12 protein-coding genes are annotated in these 18,202 nt (G+C 63.6%); 4 read left to right on the top strand and 8 right to left on the bottom strand.

Annotated elements, in window-relative coordinates:
- Positions 1–782: 782 nt before the first annotated feature.
- The 3 genes from AC1DDO_RS02920 to AC1DDO_RS02910 form a co-directional block, all read right to left on the bottom strand.
- On the bottom strand, positions 783–2,165 hold the full coding sequence (locus AC1DDO_RS02920; RefSeq protein WP_476868069.1) for a purine-cytosine permease family protein: 1,383 nt from the start codon (positions 2,163–2,165) through the stop codon (positions 783–785).
- Positions 2,166–2,291: 126 nt separating this feature from the next.
- A complete protein-coding gene (locus AC1DDO_RS02915) occupies positions 2,292–4,298 on the bottom strand; it encodes a hydantoinase B/oxoprolinase family protein (RefSeq protein ID WP_476868070.1) in 2,007 nt (668 codons plus the stop codon).
- A gap of 2 nt (positions 4,299–4,300) precedes the next feature.
- On the bottom strand, positions 4,301–6,355 hold the full coding sequence (locus AC1DDO_RS02910; RefSeq protein WP_476868071.1) for a hydantoinase/oxoprolinase family protein: 2,055 nt from the start codon (positions 6,353–6,355) through the stop codon (positions 4,301–4,303).
- Positions 6,356–6,510: 155 nt separating this feature from the next.
- Between AC1DDO_RS02910 and AC1DDO_RS02905 the strand changes: the two genes are divergently transcribed.
- Positions 6,511–8,100 carry a helix-turn-helix domain-containing protein gene (locus AC1DDO_RS02905; RefSeq protein WP_476868072.1) on the top strand — a complete coding sequence of 530 codons (1,590 nt, stop codon included), beginning with the start codon at positions 6,511–6,513 and terminating at the stop codon, positions 8,098–8,100.
- A gap of 89 nt (positions 8,101–8,189) precedes the next feature.
- On the opposite strand, the gene AC1DDO_RS02900 is transcribed toward AC1DDO_RS02905, so the two are convergent.
- Positions 8,190–8,804, bottom strand: coding sequence for a dihydrofolate reductase family protein (locus AC1DDO_RS02900; protein ID WP_476868073.1), 615 nt, complete (start codon positions 8,802–8,804; stop codon positions 8,190–8,192).
- Between the two features lie 318 nt (positions 8,805–9,122).
- Here AC1DDO_RS02900 and AC1DDO_RS02895 point away from each other — a divergent pair, with 318 nt between their 5' ends.
- Entirely contained in the window at positions 9,123–9,938 is an 816-nt protein-coding gene (locus AC1DDO_RS02895; protein ID WP_476868074.1) for an MBL fold metallo-hydrolase, read from the top strand.
- A gap of 153 nt (positions 9,939–10,091) precedes the next feature.
- Here AC1DDO_RS02895 and AC1DDO_RS02890 read toward each other — a convergent pair whose 3' ends face one another.
- Positions 10,092–10,889 carry an alpha/beta fold hydrolase gene (locus AC1DDO_RS02890; protein WP_476868075.1) on the bottom strand — a complete coding sequence of 266 codons (798 nt, stop codon included), beginning with the start codon at positions 10,887–10,889 and terminating at the stop codon, positions 10,092–10,094.
- Positions 10,890–12,259: 1,370 nt separating this feature from the next.
- Here AC1DDO_RS02890 and AC1DDO_RS02885 point away from each other — a divergent pair.
- Positions 12,260–13,357, top strand: a complete 1,098-nt coding sequence (locus AC1DDO_RS02885) for an AAA family ATPase (protein WP_476868076.1) — start codon at positions 12,260–12,262, stop codon at positions 13,355–13,357.
- Between the two features lie 40 nt (positions 13,358–13,397).
- Here the strand turns inward: AC1DDO_RS02885 and AC1DDO_RS02880 are convergent, their stop codons facing one another.
- The 3 genes from AC1DDO_RS02880 to AC1DDO_RS02870 form a co-directional block, all read right to left on the bottom strand.
- Positions 13,398–15,791, bottom strand: coding sequence for an ATP-binding cassette domain-containing protein (locus AC1DDO_RS02880; protein WP_476868077.1), 2,394 nt, complete (start codon positions 15,789–15,791; stop codon positions 13,398–13,400).
- Positions 15,792–15,925: 134 nt separating this feature from the next.
- On the bottom strand, positions 15,926–16,345 hold the full coding sequence (locus tag AC1DDO_RS02875; protein ID WP_476868078.1) for a VOC family protein: 420 nt from the start codon (positions 16,343–16,345) through the stop codon (positions 15,926–15,928).
- Complete coding sequence (locus AC1DDO_RS02870) at positions 16,342–16,773, bottom strand: helix-turn-helix transcriptional regulator (protein ID WP_476868126.1); 432 nt, start codon at positions 16,771–16,773, stop codon at positions 16,342–16,344. The genes AC1DDO_RS02875 and AC1DDO_RS02870 overlap by 4 nt, the downstream gene beginning before the upstream one ends.
- 121 nt (positions 16,774–16,894) lie before the next feature.
- Between AC1DDO_RS02870 and AC1DDO_RS02865 the strand changes: the two genes are divergently transcribed.
- On the top strand, positions 16,895–18,187 hold the full coding sequence (locus AC1DDO_RS02865; protein ID WP_476868079.1) for a type III polyketide synthase: 1,293 nt from the start codon (positions 16,895–16,897) through the stop codon (positions 18,185–18,187).
- Positions 18,188–18,202 lie beyond the last annotated feature (15 nt).

Below are 18,202 nucleotides of genomic sequence, written 5' to 3'. Positions count from 1 at the left end.
GTTCAGTCGTCACCGCCGTGGCCACCATGCCCACGGCTGTCACCTCCCGGTTCAGACGTCTTCCGGAGTCCGCCCTTGTCATCGCTGGCTTGGGCGGCCCGCGGCGCCGGGTCCGACCGGGGACCACCGTTGTCATCCCAAGGTTCCCGTGTCGTCCGTATACCGCCGTTGTCATCGCCCGGTTGTGACGTAAAGGTGGTGCCGGGGATCGTTCGAGCAGTGGTCCGCCCGCCGTTGTCATCGCCTGGTTCGGCGGGACTGACGGCCTTCTTGGCCGCTGACACGTTCTTATCGTCGCTGGCCTTGGCAGCCACCTCCGGTACTGCATTAGCTACGCTTGTGGCTCGGGAAGGGGCGGGGGTTCCGGTGACAGAATCGTCCGTGACAAGGACATTCTTGACGTCGTCGCTGATGCCCGGATGGGATCTGCTGGGCGTTTGCGAGTTTCCGGCGAGAGCGGCGGATCCGGTGAGAAGGATGCCGGTGAGGGACAGTGCGAGAGCTGCTCTTGTTTTCATGTTTCAACAGTAGGAATTCGTCAGAATGGTTAGGTGCGGGGCAAAGCCAAGGTTCGTGCCGCGCGCATCTCACCTGCCGGGACCGACGCCGAACCCCCGGGTCTGCCGCCGTAGCGGAGCGAGTTGCATTCGTTGAGATCGCCGTCCAGTGTGCGGAATGAGTTCTGAGAGCGCGGCGACCGGCGTCGTGATCCTCGGCGTGGAAAAAGCGTGTGTCCCGCTTCGCCGGCAGCAAGCGACGGCGAAGCGGGACCATGGAACGGGTTAGAGCTGTGCTGCGGCCTTTTCGTGGTGAGGTGAGGCTGTCAGTCCCTCAGCCTCTGCGGCGCTGATGGCGGGCGGTGCCTGCAGGCGGTGTGCGGCATAGTACAGGCCCCCGGCCAATGCGACTGTGATGACCGGCGCGAACTGGGCCGCCAGGGGACTAGCGGTCTGCTCGGTGAGGAAAATGCCGGTCCCTGAGGCCACGAGCCACGCCACTGCGCCGGCGGAGATGGGCTTGAGTTTCTCGGGCCGGACCTCGGGAAGGGTGCTGCCCAGGGTGTTGCGGTGGAGGGCAATGTAGACAAGGGCGACGGCGACCCAGGCGGTGACGAAGACGCCCTGCCATGCCAAGGCTTTTAGGAGGTAGGAGAGCACGTCGGTCAGCATGAATAGGAAGGCAATGGCGCCGGAGGCGAGGACCCAGACGAAGCGGGGGAGGCGGAGGCTGAAGGCTCGCTCCATGAATGCGCCCAGGTTCAGGGATGCCAAGTAGTAGTTGGCTGTATTGATGCGCGTCTGGGAGATGAAGATGACCAGCAGCCCGAAGAAGCCCAGGGAGGAAATGAAAGCCTGGACCACTCCGGTTTCCGTGGCCTCGAGGCCCCAGGCGCTCATGATGTAAATGCCGACGAGTCCGTTCAGTCCGAAAGTGAACGCGTAGAACACCCAGCCGAAACTCACGGTGGCGTGGAATTTTTCGTCCCGCTGCCGCCCGAGGCGGGCATAGTCGAACGTGTACATCATCATGACCCAAACACCCATGTAGATAAGGTAGGACGTCACCCAGCCAGGCGTCGGCGAGGCAGCTGCCGCCTGCCCGATCCAGTCAGTGGGCACGCCGCGGATAACGGTCGCGGCGACCACAACGGCCACTAGGCCTGCGAAGTACAGGGGCAGGAGGAAACCGTTGAGCTTGTCCAGCCAGTTTTGGACTCCGCCGGCAACAAGGGGGATGGCGTAGGCGACGACAATGGCGTACCACATGATCCTTGATCCGCCGAAGAAGCTCTCGAGGGCGACTGCGATGATTGAACCTTCAAAGACCGCGTAGTAGATGGCCGTTGCGGCGAAGATCAAGGTAGCCAAGGCTGAACCGATCAGTCCAAAGAGGGTGCGGGAGAACTGCTCAACGGATAGGCCGGTCCTGGCAGCAAACTTGGTGAGCACCATGTTGATGACGCCGTAGGTGGCGACCGTCAGGATCATGCCGATGATCGTATTGGGTACGCCGACTGCGCCCGCTGACGCGACCGCGATGTAAATCCAGAACATGGCGGAGAACAAAGCCCACCATGCCATGGTGAGGGACCAGCGGCGGACTTTTTGCTGTGGTGGGAGAACATACGACGAGTATGTTGCCGCCTGACCAGGTGTAACTGACATTGATGCTCCTTCAGGGCAAGGACGCGGGGGAAGAGGGAATGGTGACGGCTTGGACCACGGGCGGATATTACCAGCCGGGTGCGCCGACGCAAGCATCGGCGCACCCGGTGTTGGGCCAGAATGTGCCTAATGCCAGTGGGACGAGGAACGCTTCTGCATGCTCTTGCGGAACTCTGAGGTGGTTTCCGGGAACAGTTCGCCGGTGCCCCAGTCCAGGATGACGCCATGGCGGCGGATCACGTCGAGCATGTCCACCGCTCCGGCGCGGTACTTCTCCGCGACGGCGACCGGATCGGCAGTCAGCCACGCGTGGCGGTCGGTGCGGATCTGCTGGCGCAGCTCGGCGCTGGCTGCGTGGTCAATCTCGAACTGGTCCAGTTCGCGGTCGATTTCGCGGATGACGACGCCGTAGTCCTTTGCTGCCCGTTCGATTGACACGTACTCGTCGATGACGTCTTCGAGGACTTCGTCAAAGGGGCGGTCCAAGGGATCGCCGTAACCGCCGCCACCTGCGGACGGGCGTGTGAACGAGTCCCCGGAGTGGAGAGGAACCGCCGAGAAGTTGGAGCCGAGGAATTTCTCCTGATCGGTGTCCTTGTTCATCCAGACTCCATGAGGGATAGATGGCAACCCGCCCTCTATTCCCCAGGTGATGGAACGTGCGCGGTCGCAGCAGTAGCTCATGACCGTTTTCGTCGCGTCTACGAGCATGCCGCCCTTCTCGATTCCCAGGCCGCCACGGAATCTGCCGGGCCCTCCGGAATCGGTTCCAATTTGGTGGACGGTCGTGAGGACCGGTGAGAGCCGCTCCTGGCCTTCTATGGGTTGTACTGCCAGGCCCGGGCCAAAGACAGGGGCGGTGGCACTCGCCCCATCTTTGCTCGCTCGGCCACCCCAGCCGCCGGCCATCCAGTCGTACCACATGAAGTAGGGGTTGTCGTCGGTGCGGCCATCGCGGCCGCCCACCAGGAGGTACTCGAGGTTGAATGCACATGCCATGGCGCGCTCGGGCATGATCCGGGACCACAGCTCGAAGATCCCGTTCATCAGCTTTTCGTAGGGACCGGAGCAAAACCCGGTGACCGCGTAAGGCCAACCGGCATTGACCACGGTGCCTTCCGGCCCGATTTCCGCATCCACGGCGGCGTAGAAGCCCGAGTTCAGCGGAACGTCCGGGAAGAACGTCTTGGTGCCGGCATAGATGGCGGAGTGAGTGGTGCCGTAACCGGAGTTAAGGAAGGTTTCCACGGCGGGCGCGGAACCGGTCAGGTCGTAGTGGATGCCCTTGCCATCCAGGGTCAGCTTGATCTTGATGGGCACCAGGCCCTCGCCCTTGCCGGGATCGAAGTCGATGTAATCGGTGGTTTCCCACTGTCCCTGCGGCAGGTGCTCGAGCCGACGTCGAACGATTCTTTCGACGTAGTCCTGGGTTTCCTGCATCGCGGCGACAACCGTGGTTTTCGAATACTTGGCCACAAGACGGTGGATTTCACGCTCACAGACGGCGGTCGCTTCTGACTGGGCGTGGAGGTCGCCCATCGCCTGGCGCGGTGCCCGGGTGTTTGACACCAGGAGTTGGGCGACGTCGTGAAGGAAGACGCCCTTGCTCCAGATCCTGACCGGTGTGATCCGCAGGCCTTCACCGAAGTGCTCCTTGGCGTTGACATCGAACGAGCCCGGAACGTTACCGCCAATATCAGCCCAGTGGCCCTTGTTCTGGGCGAAGGCGATCACCTCCCCGTCGGAGAAGATCGGCCGGATGAAGCTGACGTCGTTGAAGTGCGTGCCGCCCCGGTAGGGGTCGTTGATGGCGAACACGTCGCCTGGGTGGATGTCGCTTCCGAATTCATCGATGACGGCCTTGCATTGGAAATGCAGGGTACCGACGTGGACGGCGATGTCGCCGCTGCCTTGCATGACGGTGTTTCCGTTGGCGTCACAGAGGGCGGAGGAGAAGTCGCGGGAGTAGATAACGAAGGAGTAGCAGGTCCTCAGAATCTGCTCGCTCATCAGGTCGACGCTGGTGACAAAGGCGTTTTTCAGCACTTCGAAGGTCACGGGGTCAAGGCCTGAGGCCTGCCGTGCGCCGGCGTGTGCGACACGGAGATCTGGCATGGTGATCACGTCGGTCATGATTAGGCTTCCTGCTCGTCGTTGAACTCGGTGAGGTGGATCCGGATGTTGAGCCACTCGTCGATCTCGGCGATGGTGCGCGGAGGCACAACTGTCGTTGAGTCAAGCTGGTCGATGATGGCGGGTCCGTGGAACTTCGCGCCGGCGCCGAGCCTGGTCCGGTCGTAGACCGGGGTGTCGACCCAGCCGTCCTCGCCGAAGTACACCGGCCGGACAGAATCGGGTTCGCCGGGCTCGGAGACCCACTCCGTCGCCGGGGCGAAGGAGGGCTTGGGCGTCTTGCCCACAGCGGACAGCTGCAGCTGGTAAATCTCCACGGGCTGGTCATCCTGGCGGAACGCAAATTCGCGCTCGTGCTGCTGGTGGAAGCTCTGGATAGCTTCTTCCAGAGCACCTTCGCCGGTTCCCATATTTACGGCCAGCGAGCGCCACTGTCCCTGGTAGCGCATGGAGATAATCCGCTGCAGGACCGAATTTTCTTCCGACACGCCTTCGTGGCGGAGCCGGGCGGTGGCTTCCGTTTCGAGGGCCCTGTACTTGCTCTCCAGATCCTCCGGATCCGCGTCCGCGGCAACGGCCGTGTACATCGCGGACAGGTCGTGCCTGATGTCCACCAGGAGGCACCCCAGGGCGGACGTGACGCCGGGGTTGGGCGGTACGACGACGGTGGGAATGTTCAGTTCCCTGGCCACCTCCGCGCCGTGCAGGGCGCCCGCGCCCCCGAAGGCGATCAGCGCGAAGTCCCGGGGGTCATAGCCGCGGCGGATGGAGATCAGGCGGACGGCGTCGGCCATATTGGCGTTGGCGACTTGGAGGATGGCGTGGGCGGCCTCCGCTTCGCTCATGTCCAACGGTTCGGCAATGGCACGCTTGATGGCAGCCTGCGAGAGTCCGCGGTCCAACGTCTTCGCGCCGCCGGCCAGGGTGGATCCGAGCCTGTTCAGGACCACGTTGGCGTCGCAGTTGGTCGGCTCTTCGCCGCCCATGTTGTAGCAGGCGGGTCCGGGATCGGCGCCCGCGGACTGCGGGCCGTTGCGCAGCGAACCGGCAATGTCAATGTGCGCAATCGAGCCGCCGCCGGCGCCGATGGTCAGAACCTCGATGCTGGGGAACACGATCGGGTGGCCGTATTCCACCTGCCATTCCTTGGTGATGCGGAGCTCGCCGTCGGAGACAAGGGCAATATCGGTGGACGTGCCGCCCATGTCCAGGCCCACCGCGTTTTCGAAGCCACACTGCTGGGCGACGTGCTTGGCCGCGATGGCGCCGGCCGCGATGCCGGATGCTGCGAGGCGGACAGGGTAGCGCTTGACCATGCGCGGAGTCATGGAACCACCGCCGGAGTGCAGGAGCAGCAGATCGCCGTCGTAACCGCCGGTTTTGAGCTCTTCGGCGAGACGGCTGACATAGCCGGACACCAGGGGTCCCAGTACGGCGTTGGAGACGGCGGTATTGAAGCGGTCGTGCTCGAAGATTTCGGGCAGGATTTCGGCCGAGGTGGAGACCGTGGCTTCCGGAAGTTCCTCCTCCAGGATTTTCCGCATCCGGATTTCATGCTCGGCGTTGGCGTAGGAGTTGATAAAGCAAACAGCGATGGTGGTGACGCCGCGTTTACGGAGCACCGCGGCCAGGCGGCGGGCTTCCTCCTCGTCAAGGGGAGCGACGATGTTGCCTGCGTAGTCAATACGCTCCGTCACTTCGAACCTGTCGCGCCGGCGGATATAGGGGCCGCTTACGTCGTTGTACGCGTCCCAAAGATCGTCCTTCGTACCGTCCCGGATTTCGATGACGTCCCGGAACCCCTTCGTCGTGACCATGGCTGCGGGAGGAAAGTTCCGGGTAATCAGGGCGTTCGTTGCTACGGTGGTGCCGTGTGAGAACAGTGAGACGTCCGCCAGATTGATATCGGCGCGTTCCACGCCACTCAGGATCGCCAGCATGGGGTCGGCCGGGGTTGACGGGACCTTGGTGACACGCATGCGTTGCGTTTCTTCATCGAAAATGCAGACGTCAGTAAATGTGCCCCCGACGTCGACGGCGACTCTAACATTGGACATCTTTGTTCCTCCAGGATGCTGATTGGGTCCCAACAACCATCCGATGTGACGTGCGTCTCTGTCACTGGCGAAACTAAAATAAGAGGCAGAGACCGTTGTGAAAACTACAATCAGCTTCCACTCCGGCATTCCGTACCCTTCGGCCAGGAGCCCAGATGCCCGACAAGCCCGCCGTCACCCTTAGTGACGTAGCCGCAGAAGCTCCTCTAGGCTTGGTCCCCGTCGTTCCGGGTAACCCCGCCATAGTCATAACGGGCGCGCACACCAGTGACATCCACAACCCGGCGGCCTGGCTGGAGCCGGACACCGTTCTGCTGACCACCGGGCTGAGGTTTGTGGATGCCGAACGGGATGAACTGCTGGCCGTGAGACTGGTAGAAGATCTAAGGAAAGCCCGGGTGGCAGCCATATTTTTCGGCATCGGGGTCTACTTTGACCGCGTGCCCGCCAAGCTGGTCGCGGCCTGCAAACAAGCAGGCTTCCCGTTGTATACCGTGGCACCTGATGTTCCCTTCCACCGCATCGAGAACTTCATCAACAAGTCGCAGGCATCTCCTGATGCCTACCGGCAAAAACGCGCACTGTGGCTAAGTAATGACCTGCTGCAGAGCATTTCTGCTGAGGAACCTGTCAAAGCCCTCATAGCCCGACTCGCCACGGCATGCCGGGGTACAGCGGTGCTTTACGAAGATTCCGGGCGGATTGTCGAATCCTCCGGGGACGGCCCGACTCACCTGGTCTGGAAGGAGTTGCGCAATCGAAAAAGCGAGTCTGATCCCATCGTGATAGGCCAGTGGGGAGTCGTGGCGAGGCCGCTGGTGCTTCGGGGCGATGGATTCACCCTGGCCGTGGCGAGTAGGAACCACCGCGTGCTGGAGGATCTCGGAGATGCATTGCTGGAAACTACACAGCGGCTCCTGGCCGCAGTACATGGGATCGCTCAGTTCTCAGATACAAGGGAACGGCACGAAAACACGCAGCTGCTGACCATGCTGCAAGACGGTGTGCCGGTGGCCCGCGAGTTCAGGCACTGGGAGCGGATGCGCGCATTCCGATTTACGCCCTACGAACCGCTACGGGCGGTGGTCGCAGCAAATCTCGAGCAGCAGCCCTTGGACCATGCCTTTTTCGAACGGCTCCTGCGAGGAGCCGAAACCAGTGGCCTGGGGCTCTTGCTGGCAGAGAACGGGCGGACACCCGAACACCCACCGGGCTTTCATGCAGTGGTCTCGGACTCATCAGCCCTGGACGCCTGGCTGGAGTTGACGGACAGGGCCATTTTCCTTGGGCTGTCTGAACCCTATACCGATCTTGCAAGGACCCCCGAGGCTTTCCGAGAAGCAGAAACAGCAGCGGGAATTGCCCGACGGCAGATCCAGGCCGCAACGACCACCGCCTCCGGAGCTTATCGGGGGATCGTCCGGCTGGATGAGGTCGACCCGGCCACATGGCTCCTTGCACGTCAGCAGTCGCCACAGGCCACGGAGGACAAGCTGAAACGGTTTGTCGCAGACCTTAACGTCGACAGCGAACTGAAGCAGACGGTCATCTGCTACCTAGTGAATGACCTGGACGTCGCGAAGGTTGCCGCGATGTTGTTCGTCCACCCGAATACTGTCCGGTATCGCCTGAAGAAGGCTGAAAACTTGGTTGGGGGATCGCTCTCGAGCTCGCGGGTAATTGCGAACGTTTACCTTGCCTTTCATGACGAAATCGTTGCCTTGAGCCATGCCAGGAACGAATGACCCGATCCCTAAGCTGTGCAGCGTTACGGGATCAAGAAATAGGCGGAAAGTCCGCGCTGGTGGCGTGGACCAGCACTTCGAGGGTGCCGTCACACCTGGCTGATATCGATTCCCGTGATCGGCTCGCCCGCGCGCTGGTAGACGAGCGAGACGGAGCCCTTTGGGAACGCCTGCGGCGGCTGCGCCAATCGGAACGCCGCGGGCACGCCGGTGCCATCCGGGAACAGCCGCTTGCCCGATCCGAAGGTGAGCGGGTACAGGAAGAGGTTCAGCCGGTCGACCAGGTCGGCGTCGAGCAGTGACCGTGCGAGCTCGCCGCTGCCGATGACGTGAATGTCGCTGAAGCGGTCTTTCAGCGCTGCCACCTCCGCGACATCCGACAGCGCAGTGGTGCCTTGCCATGCCGGGTCGGTCAGGGAGCGCGACACCACGAACTTCGGCAGGGCGTTGAACGTCACCGCGATCGGATCGTTGTCGCCCCTGGTGGGCCAGTACGCCGCGAAGATGTCGTAGGTCTTGCGTCCGAGAAGAAGCGCATCCATGCGGTTGATGCCCTCGACGATCGCCCCGCCAGTCTCGTCGTCGGAATATGCCGCCTGCCAGCCGCCGAACTTGAAGCCGCCCTCAAGGTCCTCGTCAGGGCCGCCGGGTGCCTGATACACGCCGTCGAGGGTGATGAACAGGTCGACGGAGAGGATTCCCACGGTGTGCTCCTTCGCGTGAACGACGGCCGGATGCCGCCTCTACCAGCGTTGAATCAAGAAGATCCGGAATCGGCGCCTCTGAGTGCCAGACTAGCGTCGAGCACATGGCAGGTCGAGAGATGAACGGAGGCGGCGGGGCCTTGCCGCCCCCATGGATAGGTCACCGGAGCTGCGCCGCGGCCGGGGGAGAGGCCCCGATTCCTGGCCGGCGGGTTCTCGCTGCCCTTGCGTCGCCGAGGGTCACCGGGGGAGTATTTTGCGCATGACGATGCCTCTGCAGCCCTGCTATGCCACCCGGGATGAAAGAGAGGCCAGCGCGTGCTGAGGCAGGTCGCGGAAGGTGTGCTCATCCACGAGAGTGAGTTTTGCCAGAGCAACGCCGTTGTAGTGCAGGGCGGGGCCGGCGCGTTGCTGATCGACGCCGGGGTGCACGAGAGCGAGATGGCCTGTCTCGTGGGCGACCTGTCGGACTTGGGGAACGCCGTCGTGGCAGGTTTCTCGACGCATCCGCACTGGGATCACCTGCTCTGGCACGAAGGGCTCGGTACGGCGCCGCGTTACGGCACGGCGCGCTGTGCGGCGACCGTCCGGGATCGGCTGGCGGGCGGCATCGATGCACGCCGGTTCGGCATCCCAGAGGACGTCTCCCTGCATCTGCTCGGCCTCATCACGGGCCTGCCCGACGGGACGGCGCGGATTCCGTGGGATGGGCCGGAAATCCGAATCATTGAGCATCAGGCGCATGCTGCGGGGCATGCGGCTTTGCTGATCGAGGAACACGGCGTCCTCGTCGCCGGCGACATGCTTTCTGATGTCCTGATGCCGATGCTCGACCTTAACGGCGCCGCCGACCCGATAGAGGACTATCTCACGGCGCTGAGGCTGCTCGAGAATGTGGCGGGCGACGTCGACGTTGTAGTTCCGGGCCACGGGTCAGTTGGCGGAGCTGACCAGTTGCGTGCACGGATCGATCAGGACCGGGCCTACATGCACGCCTTGCGTGACGGCCTGGATCCCAGCGACCCGCGGATCGGTTCGTCGGCCAAGCCCGGCTGGGAATGGGTGAGCGACGTGCACGCAGGGCAACTGCAACGCCTGCACCAGCGAAGCGAGAGCGACGGGACGCCCGACTAGCGGGTGGGGAACGCTCCGAGGTCTTACTGGCACTCCTGCGGATCCTGTTGGTGCGTATTCTGCTGCCCGGAGTCATCGAAGCGTGGCCGGACAAGGACGCGCCTGATACTCCGGTGCTGAAGAGCATGTCCGATACCCGGACAGCCTCCCTGCTCAATACCCTCGAGTCGATGCAATAAATGAGTTGACCATGTTGAGGACGGGGCTGGCGGGAATCAAAGTCTGGCCGTGATTGCGGTCAGGTAGAGCACGGAATTGGGCGTTGGGCATCAGTTGTGCCGCTCGTTCCGAGTCCCGGTACCGGAGCGGATCCTCTGTGCCGGCGAGCAGCAAGGTGGGTGTGTCCATTGTCCGGAGATCAGCCTCCGGGATTCCGGGTTCGTCCTCGCTGCGCCGGAAGTAGGCGCGTAGTGCGGCGGCGTCATTGGCCAGAAATGCTGCCGCGGTTTGTGGATCGATCTCGCGACCCGTGGAACTACTCCATTGACGCAGAAGTTCGGGCACGCCGCCCCGGTCCAGCGCCTCGTCATATCCGGGGAAGAAGATTGATTCGATTTGCCCGGCAGGCGACCGGTAGGTGCCGCCAACAGAAGTGAATGTCTCGACACGCTGGGGGCTGCTGGCCAGCAGGGAGAATCCGACCCTCGCGCCAGCGGAATACCCCAAGTAGTGGGCTGACTGCACTCCCGCGGCGTCCAGGACTGCCAGAAGATCTCCGACGAGCAGATCCATACTGTAGGCGTCTTCGTGATGTGGTTTTTCGCTTCGGCCATGTCCCCGTAGGTCCAGAGTCACCACGTGCAATCGTTCTTCCAACGCTTTCGCGTAGCCGAGGCCCCGCCAGATGGCTCTGGAAAGCCCTGAGCCGTGCACCAGAACGATGGTGGGGCCGGTGCCCGATTCCTGGAAGGAAATCTGGACGCCATCCACGGCGTTGAATGCTTCACCCATGACTTGCTCCTTTTTTGAGGGACGCTGGTTGGCCGTGGTCGCGTTCCTGCTGGCTGCGCTGATCATTCATTCTGCAGGCCCTGCCAGCGGCGTCCTGTTGTACTCGGTTGAGGCAGTCGCGATAGCGGGACTGCTCGTGGGCCAGTTCTCCAGCGCCGATCGTAAGCCCCCGGGCGACGTCAAGGGGAGTCTTGGCTGGTGGAAAGGCAGGGAACGGGGAGCCTTCTATACGGCCTGGTGGGTACTCATACTGTTCGCCGGTGTCCTGATCCGAATGCTTTCCGTCGCAACCGGTGGAACTGGTCGAACGCGTGCCGCGGAACGCCGGGGGAGAGGGCCTGGATGATTCATCGGACGAGATACGCAGAGTATTACTGGTAACCAGCATTATTCGATTTAGAACTATTCAGCGTCGGCCGACGGAAATCGCTCCGGATGCTTAGGCTCCCGTCCTTTTCCCGCCAGTACTCATTTCGCTGCCATAGCGAGAGTCTGGTTACTTGGACGCCCATCACGACGGCGGCGATGCCGAAGAGGATGGTCCGAGTCCAGAGCCATGGCTCCGAATCGACACCGACGAAGCTTAGGACGGTGGAGATCAGCATGATGACCATGACTGGAAGGGACCAGCGGACGATGCGTTGAAGCCTCCGCGGCATTTCATCCTTTGTTGCCACCATAGCCTCCGCCTCCGCACCGGATTTGAAGATCTTTGAGAGTGGTTATCGATCCATTCCGATGGTGTCAGCCATTATCCGTGTGGACTTGATCCTTAGATAGCCGGACCAGGCTTCGGCTGACGCGGTGGCGTGTTTCTGGGTGGCGGAGGCAGCTTCGTTGGTCGGAACGGATCCGCTATGGGGGGATGGACCGTGCGGCTGGTGATATTGCATCAGATGCAATATCACGATTCTACTTTACATAATGTTGATTATCGGCGTTTTAGAATCAGCCGGAAGGGGCTGATCTTGAGCGCCTGGCACGTCTTTGTGACACGAGCTCACGCCAGCGATCCCAGTCCGGTATTCAGGCGACATCGCCATGCTGCCGATTATCGCCAGCCGCAAGCTGATGGAATCCCGAGTTCCACATTCGTCGTCGTCAGGCAACAGAAAATTGCCCGACGGCGACGCATGGCCGCTCTGGATGGCTGCCCGGGGCTGCTGGCTGAGCAATGTGTCGCCGCCACTTCGGCGTGCCCTGGCGAAGCATTGTGAATGGTCAGACCAGGGCATAGCTGGCCCGACTCCCCCTGCGGCAACCCGCCGGAGCGTCCAAATGAGGCCATCAGCTAGCAGGGTCAGGGTGGTAGGCTGGCCGAAGTTTCACCAGATTCACCAGTTTCACCTACATTCACCCCGGAGGCGTCGGTGCAGAATCCCTTTAAACCCACCGCTGGAGCTACCCCGCCGGACCTGATCGGACGCGCAGGGCTCCTGGACGAATTCGAATATGGCCTGCGGCAGGGTTCGGGCGCCCCGGGGCTCCTCACCATCATCACCGGCTCCAGGGGCATCGGCAAGACCGTCATGTTGAGCGCTGCAGAGGCGATCGCCAGGAGCCAGGGGTGGGCCGTGGTCTCCCGGACGGCCAATCCGGGGTTCCTGGCCAGAATCGGTGATGACATGCTGCGCCTCATCGACGAGTTCGGCGACGGCCCGCCCACCCGGAAGATCACCGCCTTCTCCGCGGCGGGATTCGGCCTGACCACCCAGCTCCCCCAGGAGCGGGTGCCGGACTGGCGCCGGACCGGCGAGGAGCTGCTGCGGCTGCTGGATGAGAAAGGTACAGGCCTGGTCATCACCATTGACGAGATCCACGCCGTTGACCGGACCGAAATCTCGCAGCTGGCCGCCGATGTGCAGCACTTCATCCGCGACGGTCTGCCCATCGGCCTGGTCTTTGCCGGTTTGCCGTCTGCCGTGTCCGACCTGCTCAACGAAGGCGTGGCCACATTCCTGCGGCGGGCCGACAGGATCAATCTTCACGAGGCGGCAATCGCCGAAGTCACCGCGTCCTTCCTGGAACTGTTCAGCGAGGGAGGCATCGAGGTTTCTGCGGACCTGATGAGCGAGGCTGCGGAGGCAACTGAAGGCTACCCGTTCCTCATTCAGCTCGTTGGCTACTACCTGTGGATGGAGGCAGACCGGGCCGGTTGGACCTTGGGCGCGGACAGCGTGCGCACCGCCATTGCGGCCGCGCAGCGGCGGAATACCTTGGTGGTCGTCGAGTCGGCGCTCTCAGACGTCTCCGAAAAGGACCGCGACTTCCTCGATGCCATGGCCGAGCAGGACGGTCCCTCAACGGCTGCCCAGATCGGCCACATCATCGAATCCAGGCCCAACCTGGTGTCCAAGTACCGCAACAGGCTCATTGCGGCCGGCCTGATCGAATCAGCCGGGTATGGCAAGGTGGACTTCGCCATACCCGGCCTTCGCCAGTACCTCCGCGCCCAGGCCAGGCCCTGAACGACGCGGCGGGTCCCCTGTAACTCGGGTTCGCTGTACCTCAGGCGCCCACGTAGGCCGCGAGGTGCTCACCGGTGAGGGTGGAGCGCTTCGCGACGAGCTCGGCGGGCGTGCCCTCGAAGACCAGCCGGCCGCCGTCGTGCCCGGCGCCGGGGCCGAGGTCAATGATCCAGTCGGCGTGCGCCATGACGGCCTGGTGGTGCTCGATGACGATCACTGACTTGCCGGACTCGACAAGCCGGTCAAGGAGGCCCAGCAGGTTCTGTACGTCGGCAAGGTGCAGGCCGGTAGTGGGTTCGTCGAGGACGTAGACGTCGCCCTTCTCCGCCATCTGGGTGGCCAGCTTCACGCGCTGCCGCTCACCGCCGGAGAGCGTGGTGAGCGGCTGGCCCAGGGTGAGATAGCCGAGTCCGACGTCCACGAGCCGGTCGAGGATCTTGTGGGCCGCCGGTGTACGGGCCTCCCCTTCGCTGAAGAACACCTCGGCTTCGGTCATCGACAATGCCAGCACTTCGGCGATGTTGCGGCCGCCCAGCTTGTATTCCAGCACCGGCGCCTGGAACCGCCGGCCTTCGCAGTCCTCGCAGACGGACTCGACGGTGGCCATAACGCCCAGTTCGGTGAAGATGACGCCCGCGCCGTTGCAGGTGGGGCAGGCGCCTTCGGAGTTGGAGCTGAAGAGCGCCGGCTTCACGCCGTTGGCCTTCGCGAACGCCTTGCGGATGGGCTCGAGAAGGCCCGTGTACGTGGCCGGGTTGCTGCGGCGCGAGCCCTTGATGGCGCCCTGGTCGATCACCACAACACCGTCGCGGCCGGCCACCGAGCCTTGGATCAGCGAGCTCTTGCCCGAACCAGCCACACCCGTGACCACGCACAGCACGCCGAGCGGAACGTCGACATCCACGTCCTTGAGGTTGTGCGTCGAGGCGCCGCGCACCTCGAGCTTGCCGGCCGGCGTCCGCACCGATTCCTTCACCGCGGCCCGGTCATCGAGGTGGCGGCCAGTGATGGTGTCACTCCCCCGCAGCCCCTCCACGCTTCCCTCGAAGCAGACGCTGCCTCCCTCGGTCCCGGCGCCGGGGCCTAGGTCGACGATATGGTCAGCGATGGCGATGGTCTCCGGCTTGTGCTCGACGACGAGGACCGTATTGCCCTTGTCGCGCAGCTGCAGGAGCAGCTGGTTCATCCGCTCGATGTCGTGCGGGTGCAGGCCGATGGTCGGTTCGTCAAAGACATAGGTGATGTCTGTCAGGGACGAGCCCAGGTGCCGGATCATCTTGGTGCGCTGGGCCTCTCCCCCGGACAGCGTGCCTGCCGGCCGGTCCAGCGAGAGGTAGCCCAGCCCGATTTCGGCAAAGGAGTCCAGCAGGTGCTGCAAACCCTTCAGGAGCGGTGCCACAGAGGGCTCATTGAGCTCGCGGACCCACGCGGCCAGATCGCTGATCTGCATCTCGCACAGGTCGGCGATGTTCTTGCCCTGGATCTTGGAGGACCTGGCCTCCGGGCTGAGCCGCGTGCCACCGCATTCGGGGCAGGACTGGAACGTGATGGCGCGTTCCACGAAGGCCCGGACATGCGGCTGCATCGCCTCGACGTCCTTGGAGAGCATCGACTTCTGGATCTTGGGAATCAGTCCCTCATAGGTGAGGTTGATGCCCTCGACCTTGATTTTGGTCGGTTCCTTGTAGAGAAGGTCGTCCAGTTCCTTCTTGGTGAACTTGCTGATCGGCTTGTCCATGTTGAAGCCGGCGCCGCTGAAAATGCGCCCGTACCAGCCGTCCATGCTGTAGCCGGGGATCGTGAGGGCGCCGCCGGCGAGCGACTTGCTGTCGTCGTACAACGCGGTGAGGTCGAAGTCGGAGACCGAACCCATGCCCTCGCACCGCGGACACATGCCGCCCAGGTAGACAGCGCCGTGCACCACATTCTTCTCGACCCGGCCACCGGCCTTCTCGGTGCTCATCACCCCGCTTGCCTTCCGCGTCGGGACGTTGAAGGAAAACGCAGTGGGCGGGCCCACGTGAGGTGATCCCAGCCGGCTGAAGAGTATCCGGAGCATGGCGTTGGCGTCGGTGGCGGTGCCCACCGTGGAGCGGGGGTTGGCGCCCATCCGCTCCTGGTCGACGATGATCGCCGTCGTCAGTCCTTCGAGATGGTCGACGTCGGGCCGCGCCAGGCTGGGCATGAATCCCTGCACGAAGGCGCTGTAGGTCTCGTTGATCATCCGCTGCGACTCGGCGGCGATGGTGGCGAACACGAGCGAGCTCTTGCCTGAGCCGGAAACACCCGTGAACACCGTCAGGCGGCGCTTCGGGATCTCGACGCTGATGTCCTTCAGGTTGTTCTCTCGCGCGCCCTGCACACTGATCAAATCGTGGCTGTCCGCTACGTGCAGCGCAGGCGACTGGGTCTCCGGGCTCGTGGCAATGCTCATCGTGTCTCCATCTATTGGGCGGGGCTGCCTGCCCCAGCCGGCTTCCGCCAGCGTCGCTTTGCTCTATCTAACCAGCTGCGGGCAGGTTGTCCCGAGGTTCTCTGGTTCTGTGGTTTTCCCGGTCACCGGACGGCTCAGTGCGGCTGCTGAATGCGAATCAGGTTGCCCGCGGGATCGCGGAAGGCGCAGTCGCGAACCCCGTAGGGCTGGTCGGTCGGCTCCTGGACCACCTCGGCGCCGCTGGCCTGCACCCGGTCGAAGGTGGCGTCGACGTCCTTGGTGGCCAGGAGGATGCGCGCATAGGTGCCCTTGGCCATCATCTCGTCGATGGTGCGGCGTTCGTCGTCGGTGACCCCGGGGTCCGCGGCCGGCGGCTCCAGGACGATTGACGTGTCCGGCTGGTCGGCGGGGCCGACCGTGAGCCAGCGCATTCCGCCGTAGCCGACGTCGTTGCGGACCTCGAAGCCGAGGGTGTCCCGATAGAACGCCAGGGCGGCGTCGGGATCGTTGTGCGGGAGGAAACTAGCGTGAATGTTGATGTCCATGGCACTCATGCTAACTGCGGCTCCAGGGCCGGTACTTCTCGATTCCTGACCGGTCTGGTGACCTGTTTCGCCACGCAGGACGGCATCCCTGCGGTCGCGCGTGCCGCCTCGCGCCGGTAGACGCTGGGCGGTACGCCGACCAGTTCGGTGAAACGGGTGCTGAAGGTGCCCAGGGACGAGCAGCCGACCGTGAAGCAGACCTCCGTGACGCTGAGGTCGCCCCGGCGCAGCAGCGCCATGGCACGCTCGATGCGCCGCGTCATCAGGTAGCTGTAGGGCGACTCGCCATAGGCCACGCGGAACTCCCGGCTGAGGTGCCCGGCGGACATGTGCACACCGCGGGCGAGGGCCTCGACGTCGAGCGGTTGGGCGTACTCCCGGTCCATCCGGTCACGGACGCGGCGCAGCAGCGCGAGGTCGCGCAAGTGCTGCGCCATGTCGGGTTTGCTGGTCACAAGTCAGATCGTGCTACGTCGCGCCGAAGATGTCCACCCCGGACCCCAGCCAAATCCCGGGTCCGTCCATTGTCTTTGGCGGCGGGCTCACTGAGAATGAACCATGACGGTCTACCTGAGGTCCTTAGAAACTGCAGTCCCGCCAACCATCCTGGTCCAGCCCGAGGCCAGGGCCGTGTTCGCCGCCCAACCCGGGCTCACGCGCCTCGGATCCCGGCTGGTCAACACGTGCTTTGACTCGGCCGCCATCGACACCCGGCATACGGCCGTCGAGGAACTCACCACGGACAGCCGGGCAAAAGATCCCCAGTTCTTCGACCCGGCCACCGGCCTGGTGCTCAGCCCCAGCACCAAGATCCGCAACGGCATATTCGCCACGGAAGCGACCAAACTCTTCATCGAGGCCGCCCAAAAAGCCCTCGATGCCTGTCCGGGAATCGAGGCGCCGGACATCACCCACCTGATCACCGTCTCCTGCACCGGATTCTTCAATCCCGGCCCGGACTATAAGATCGTCCGGGCCCTCGGCCTCAACCCGGCCGTCCAGCGGTACCACCTCGGCTTCATGGGCTGCTACGCCGCCTTCCCTGCGCTGCGGGCCGCGAAGTCATTTTGTGAGGCGGATCCGGATGCGACGGTCCTGGTGGTCTGCGCCGAACTCTGTTCCCTCCATGTGCGGACTTCCAACGATCCGGACACCATCATGGGATCGGCCCTGTTCGCCGACGGCGCCGCAGCCGCCATCATCACCGCGCGGGACATCCCCGGCGAACCTGCCCTGCTGCGGCTGGACCACTTCGAAACCGTCCTCACGCCGGTCGGCGAGGACTCGATGGCCTGGAACATCGGCGATGAGGGCTTCGAGATGGTTCTGGGCAACTATGTCCCCCACATCATCGATGACCACATCATTGGCGCCCTCGAACCACTCCTGTCCCGCGACCCTTCGCTGCAGGGGCTCCCCTACCGGGACATCCAGCACTGGGGAATCCACCCGGGCGGCCGCAGCATCCTGGACAAGGTCCAATCCAGGCTGGACCTCAGCGACCAACAGCTGGTCCCCGCCCGCGAAACGCTCCGAAACTACGGCAACATGAGCAGCGCCACCGTCCTGTTCGTCATCCGGCACATCCTGGACCTGCCGGCCGCGAACGACGCCGGCGGCAGTGCAGGCAGCCAGCCCAACCAAAGTGACCCAGACGGCCCAGCCCGCCCGGGTGAGGAACGGATCTGCTCGATGGCCTTCGGCCCGGGCCTGACCGTGGAAACGGCACTCTTCACCAGGCTGGCCGCTCCGCGTTCCACTGCGGCCGCACGGCGCGAGCCGGTCGCGTCGGTGGCCGCGGAACCGGCGGATTCTGCTGACGCCGCGGAGCCGGTCTCGGTGCAGGCCTGAGAGCGGCGACCCTGA

This window comes from Arthrobacter sp. 10N43 (assembly GCF_056394525.1).
The sequence above is the reverse complement of the archived record's forward strand: the minus strand, read 5'-3'. Positions and strand labels throughout refer to the sequence as shown.